The sequence below is a fragment of the Cellulomonas sp. ACRRI genome, from assembly GCF_022346185.1.
GTDB lineage: Bacteria > Actinomycetota > Actinomycetes > Actinomycetales > Cellulomonadaceae > Cellulomonas.
The window spans coordinates 1-6,199 of sequence record NZ_JAKRMS010000175.1 but is presented as its reverse complement, the minus strand read 5'-3'; the positions used below and the strand labels follow the sequence as shown (position 1 = coordinate 6,199).

The following is a 6,199-nucleotide window of genomic DNA, read 5'->3' as shown; positions in this document are numbered from 1 at the left end:
CGCCCGCACCCCGGCGCGGTCCCGCGCGCGCGGACCGGCAGGCGGACCCGCAGGCGGGCCCGCGCGCCGGCGCCGGCCGCGCCGGCTTCGTGCTGTACGTCGGTCTGCAGGGCGACGCGCCGGAGCTCGACGCCGGGCACGCCGCCGACCTGGCCGAGGTGGCCGAGGCGCTGCGCGACCTCGCCCGCGACCTGCTGCCGACCGCGGAGACCTTCACCGCGCTCTCCCTGGTGCCGGCCGGACGCGAGGACGACGTGCAGAGCATCCGGCGCCGGCTCGCCGGGCTCCGGCCGCTCGGCGGCGCGGCCGAGACCGCCTGAGCCGCCGCGCCCGGTCGCCGTGCCGCCGCCACGCAGCCGCGGCCCGCCGCGACCTGAGTGCTCCACCTGGTCTGCGGCGGGCACCCCTCACTGCGGGCCCATCGGCCACCCAACCTCGTCCGTCCTGCTACTCATCGGTGTGCAGCGGGGTCGGTTCCGGCCTAGCGTGATCAGTGCGACGACCACCGCGGACCAGGCCCTCGGGCCCGGACCCCACGAGGTCTCGCAGTCGCCCGACGTTCGCCCCCCTGGCGTCGGGCGACCTGGCCGGTTCCCGGTCCTGGCACGTCAAGGCCCCCTGCCAGGACCGGGGACCGGCCCCCGGACGTGCGGCGCCACGGCGCGCCGCACGCGCGCGGCCCGGGCAGCGGGTGCGGCGCCCGGGCCGCGCTCCTACCGTGGACGCATGCGCATCGCCATCGCCGGAGGCCACGGTCAGATCGCCCGCCGTCTGAACAGGCTGCTCGCCGAACGGGGTGACACGCCGCTCGCGATCGTGCGGAACCCGGACCACGTCACCGACGTCGAGGCGGACGGCGCGACCGCCGTGCTGCTCGACCTGGAGCAGGCCGACGTCGCCGCGCTCGCCGCGCAGCTGTCGGACGCGGACGCGGTGGTGTTCGCCGCCGGCGCCGGCCCGGGCAGCGGCGCCGAGCGGAAGGACACCGTCGACCGCGGCGCCGCGGCGCTGCTCGCCGACGCGGCCGAGCAGGCCGGGGTCCGGCGCTACCTGCTCGTGTCCTCCGTCGGCGCGGGCTCGGAGCCGCCGGCCGGCACGGACGAGGTGTTCGCCGCCTACCTGCGCGCCAAGACGGCGGCCGAGGAGGACCTGCGCGGCCGGGACCTCGACTGGACGATCCTGCGGCCGGGCGGCCTGACCGACGACGCCGGCACCGGGCGCGTGCGCCTCGGCGCCGAGGTCCCGCGAGGGCAGGTGCCGCGGGACGACGTGGCCGCGGTGCTCGTCGGGCTGCTGGACGAGCCCCGCACGGCCGGCCTGGTGCTCGAGCTGTCCGAGGGGGCCACCCCGGTCGCGGCGGCGGTCGCCGCGGCCACCGAGCGCGAGGACTGATCCGGGACGCAGCGCGGCCCCGCCCCCAACGAGGGGGACGGGGCCGACGACCGTCCTGGGCGCGGCCGGAGCGCGGCCGGGCGGGGGGCTCGCCGCGGCGCCGGCCGGCGATCAGGCCGGGCTGTAGGTGAGGCAGTCGGCCAGGTCGTGGCCGGCGCCGACGCGCACGGCGTCCGCCGCGCAGGTGAGGTGCTCGTTGTGCGTGCAGTCCGCGCGCTGGCAGGCGCCGACGTGCGAGACCACCCGGTCGAGCCCGCCCCGGACACCGAGCGGGATGAACGTCGCGCACCTCGCGTCACCGGCCGAGCCGGCGATCGTGATGGCGGCGGCGCCGCAGGCGTGCTCGTGGTTGTACGAGCAGCCGTCGACCGAGCACTCGGAGACGGGGGGCTGCTCCATGAGGGTGCTCATCGCGGGACCTCCGGGTCGTGGGGGCGTGCCGTTCCTGACCCGACGACCGTAGGTCGCGCATTCTCCGGCGTCTAGCCAGGAAGGCCTTCCTCACTCGCGTCACCGCAGGTCAGACGCCATTCAGCCCATGAAAGAAAGCGGCAGTCCGCGCGCCGCGGGGCATTCTTCAACGAGGGCGTGACGTATCTCCGTCGCCGTCCTCGCCCGGGCCGACCCGCGCACCCGCCCGCCGGAGCAGCGCCGCCGCGACCCGGCGCAGCAGGACCCCGACCACCGCGGCCGGCACCGCGACCGCCCAGACCCGCGCGTCGGTCGGGTCCAGGACGAACAGCCGCTGGCCCAGGGGCGTGCCGACGGCGAGGGCCATGCCCAGCACCATCGCCGCGACGAGGCCCACCTTCCAGGGCCGCAGCGGTCGGGCGACCTCGACCAGCACGTCGAACGCCGTGAGCACCAGCGCGAGGAACGCGGCGGTGGCGGCGCGGACGTGCGCGTCCTGCCCGTCGCCGACGACCGCGCGCGCGACGGCGTACGCGCCGTAGGCCGCGGCGGCCACCGCGATGCCGCCGGGCACCGCCGAGGTGAGCACCCGCCGGACGAACCCGGGCCGCGCGGGCTCCTCGTTCGGGGCGAGCCCGAGCACGGTGGCGGGGATGCCGATGGTGAACCAGGCGATGAGCGTGACGTGCCGGGGCAGCAGCGGGAACGGGACCGTGGTGACCGCGACGACCAGCGCCAGCAGGATCGAGTACACCGTCTTGGACAGGAACAGCGTCGCGACCCGCTCGATGTTGGCGATGACCCGCCGGCCCTCGGCCACGACGTGCGGCAGCGTGGCGAAGTCGCTGTCCAGCAGCACGATCCGCGCCACCGCGCGGGCCGCCGGGCTGCCGTTGCCCATCGCCACGCCCACGTCCGCGTCCTTGAGGGCGAGGACGTCGTTCACGCCGTCCCCGGTCATCGCGACCGTGTGCCCGCGGGCGGTGAGCGCCCGCACGAGCGCGCGCTTCTGCTCCGGGGCGACCCGGCCCAGCACGACGGCCCGCTCCGCGGCGTCCGCGAGCGCCTCCTGCTCCTCCGGCAGCTCGCGGGCGTCGAGCACGGCGCCGGCGGGCAGCCCCACCTGACCGGCCACGGCGGCGACGGCGTTCGGCGCGTCCCCGGAGACGACCTTGACGGCCACCTGCTGCCGCGCGAAGTACGCGAGCGTGCCCGCGGCCTCGGGCCGGATGCGCTGGTCGAGCACGACCAGCGCGGCGGCGGTGCGCCCGGCGGGCAGCGCGGCCGCGTCCGGCGCACCGTCCAGCGCCGCCACGGCCAGGACCCGGCGGCCCTGCGCGGCCTCCGCCGCGACGCGGTCGAGCGCCGGGTGCCCGGGCGGCAGCAGCACGTCCGGCGCGCCGAGCGCCCAGGCCCGGCCGTCCGCGGTCTGCACCCCGGCCCACCGGCGGGCGGAGGAGAACGGCACGACGGCGGCGGTGGCCGCGGGGGCCACGTCGCCGACGTGCTCGACGACGGCCCGCAGGCTGGCGTTCGGCCGCTCCTCCGCGGCGCCCAGGGTCGCGAGCACGGTGGCGACCTGCTCCGGGGCGAGCGCCGGGTCCAGCACCTCGACCGACCGGACGCGCATCCCGTCCTCGGTCAGGGTGCCGGTCTTGTCGAAGCACACGACGTCCACCCGGGCGAGCGCCTCCATGGCGGGCAGGTCCTGCACCAGGCACTGCCGGCGACCGAGCCGGATCACGCCGACCGCCATCGCGACGCTCGTCATCAGCACGAGCCCCTCGGGCACCATCGGCACGACGGCGGCCACCATCCCGCGCAGGGCGTCGCTCGGGGCCTGGTCGTTGATCCAGAGCTGGTTGACCACGGTGAGCGCCGCCACCGGCACCAGCGCCCAGGTGATGTACCGCAGGATGCGGTCGATCCCGGCGCGCAGGTCCGAGGACGGCCGCTTGAACGCCGACGCCTCGCGGGACAGCCGGGCCGCGTACGCGTCCTCGCCGACCCGGGTCGCCCGCAGCACACCGGCGCCGGCCACGACGACGCTGCCGGACAGCAGCCGGTCGCCGGGGCCGGGCAGCACCGGCTCCGACTCCCCGGTCAGCAGCGACTCGTCGACCTCCAGCCCCGCGGTGCCGACGAGCTCGCCGTCGACCGGCACCTGGTCCCCCGCGGCGAGCCGGACCAGGTCGTCGACGACCAGCTCCGCGGGGTCGAGCTCGACCACGCCCTCGGCGCGCTGCACGGTCACCGGCGACCGGTTGAGCAGCGCCAGGCGGTCCAGGGTCCGCTTGGCGCGCACCTCCTGGATCATCCCGGCCGCGCTGTTCACCACGATGAGCAGCCCGAACAGGCCGTCGAGCAGGTGGCCGGTGCTCAGCACCACCAGGAACAGCACCAGGTAGATGGCGTTGACCCGGGTCAGCGTGTTGCTGCGCACGATCTCCGCGAGGCTGCGGCTGGTGCCGGTCTCGGCGCGGTTGACGTCGCCCCGCGCGACCCGCTCGTCCACCTCGTCGCGCGTCAGCCCGCCGATCGCCACGGCCTCCCGGTGCACCATGCCCCCGACCGTAGCGGGGCCCGCGCGCGTCCCGGGGGCCTCGCCCGCGGCTACTCAGTGCGCGCGGGCGCCGCGGCGGGCGCGTCCACGCGCCGCGCCCGCGGCCGGGCGGCGTCCACCTCGGCGTTGAGCACACCGCCGAGCAGCACGGCGATGCTGGACAGCCAGATCCACAGCGCACCCGCCAGCACCAGGCCGAGCATCTGGGCCGCCGCCTGCACCACGGCAGCGCTGCTCGCGTCCGCGCCCGGCGTCTCGGGCACCGCGACGCCCACGTAGGCGACGAACCCGGCGGACACCAGCAGCACCCCCAGCGTCCCGGCCACCGCGCCCGGCAGGCACCGCCGCCAGGTGCTGACGACGTTCGGCGCGTACCGGTACAGCAGGACCAGGAACGTGCCGCCGAGCGCCAGCACCACCGGCCAGCGGAGCACCGACCACGCGGCACGGAACGCGTCCCCGAGGCCCAGGCGGGCCGCCAGCGCGTCACCGCCGCCGAGCAGCGGCCCCACCACGACCAGCAGCAGCACCGCCACCAGCGTGACCAGCGCGCCGATGGTGAACCCGAACCCGAGCAGGTACTGCGTCACGACGTTCTGCCGGGAGGTCACCCGGTACGCGTCGTCGAGCGCGCGCACCGCCGCCCGGAACATCCGGCTGGCCAGGTACAGCGTGACGACGAGCGCGCCCAGCGCGAACCCGCCCCGCTCCTCGTCCAGCAGGCCGTCGACGAGCGGTGCGAGCACGTCGCCGGCCACCTGCTGCGCGAACACGGTCGCGAGCCCGTCCACGACGGTCGTGCGGATCTCCTCCACCTGCGCGTCGCCGAGCAGCGGTCGCAGGTAGCCGAGGCTGGCGCCGAGCGCCGTCGCGATGGGCACCAGGGAGATCAGGGCGTAGTACGTCATCTCGGCGGCGAGACCGGTGATCCGCACCTCTCCGGCCCGTACGACCGCGCGCACCCCGATGGCCGTGACGTCCCAGCCGCGCACCGTCCCCGGATGCCGGTCGGCCAGCCGGACGACCCGCTCCGCGAGCGTCGGCCCGCCCGCGTGCCGCGCGCGGCGCCGGGCCAGCGGCGGCCGGAGGACGCCGAGCACCCACCCGGCCGCGGCGATCACCAGCGCGCCCGCGGCCGCCGCGGCGACCCCGGCCAGCACGACCCGTCCGGTCCCGGTGCCGACGGGCGCGAGCGCGATGCCCACCACGCCCGCGGCGCCCCAGGCCAGGATCGTCGTCGCCGGGACGGGCAGCCGGTCCCGCACCCACGCGAGCCGCCGGGACAGCACCGCCACGGCCAGGCCGACGAGCACGAGGACGAGGAGCACGGCTCAGGCCCGGGCGACCGGCGCGGGAGTCGTCATGCGCCCGACCCTACGGTGCCCGGCGCCCCGTCACCCGGGCGCCACCGGCTACCGCAGCGGGCGGCCGTACTGGTCCCGGCCCCCGCTGCTCAGCAGCACGATGCCGTCGACGACCGCCCACAGCCAGACCGCCGGGGCGACGACGAAGCCGATGAGCACGACCATCAGGACGCAGCCGAGGAAGAACCCGAGCAGCTGCGCCAGGCCGATGCCGATCTGCCCGGCGTACAGCCGGCCGACGCCGCAGACGCCGACCAGGGGCAGGAGCAGCTGCAGCAGGCCCGCGGTCGTCCGGGACCTGTCGGACCAGGCCGTGCCGGTGAGCGGGTCGACGCCGTACGCGACCGGGTAGCCGGAGGCGTAGCCCGGGGCGGAGTACGGGGCGACGGCGTAGCCGGGGGCGGCGTAGCCCGGGTGCGGCTCGGGCTGCTGGGCGGGGTACGACTGCGCGGCGGAGGGGTCGGGGTAC

Annotated in this window: 5 protein-coding genes and 1 pseudogene; 2 read left to right on the top strand and 4 right to left on the bottom strand. The window is 77.3% G+C overall.

Annotated features, from left to right (window positions below; translation table 11 throughout):
• Together MHY85_RS19545 and MHY85_RS19540 are read left to right on the top strand one after the other, a co-directional pair.
• Window positions 1-320 (top strand): annotated as a pseudogene (locus MHY85_RS19545) (hypothetical protein); the annotation flags it as partial.
• Between the two features lie 406 nt (window positions 321-726).
• Window positions 727-1,392, top strand: coding sequence for an SDR family oxidoreductase (locus tag MHY85_RS19540; protein WP_239199787.1), 666 nt, complete (start codon window positions 727-729; stop codon window positions 1,390-1,392).
• Between the two features lie 111 nt (window positions 1,393-1,503).
• On the opposite strand, the gene MHY85_RS19535 is transcribed toward MHY85_RS19540, so the two are convergent.
• The 4 genes from MHY85_RS19535 to MHY85_RS19520 form a co-directional block, all read right to left on the bottom strand.
• Entirely contained in the window at window positions 1,504-1,803 is a 300-nt protein-coding gene (locus tag MHY85_RS19535; RefSeq protein WP_239199784.1) for a DUF1540 domain-containing protein, read from the bottom strand.
• A 166-nt stretch (window positions 1,804-1,969) separates the two neighbouring features.
• Window positions 1,970-4,366 (bottom strand): HAD-IC family P-type ATPase, encoded by a 2,397-nt coding sequence (locus MHY85_RS19530; RefSeq protein ID WP_239199781.1) that lies wholly within the window; start codon window positions 4,364-4,366, stop codon window positions 1,970-1,972.
• 50 nt (window positions 4,367-4,416) lie between these two features.
• The gene (locus tag MHY85_RS19525) at window positions 4,417-5,694 is read right to left on the bottom strand and encodes a YihY/virulence factor BrkB family protein (RefSeq protein WP_239199778.1); all 1,278 of its coding nucleotides are present in this window, start codon (window positions 5,692-5,694) and stop codon (window positions 4,417-4,419) included.
• A gap of 84 nt (window positions 5,695-5,778) precedes the next feature.
• On the bottom strand, window positions 5,779-6,199 hold a 421-nt coding region (locus MHY85_RS19520; RefSeq protein ID WP_239199775.1), incomplete at its 5' end, for a TM2 domain-containing protein.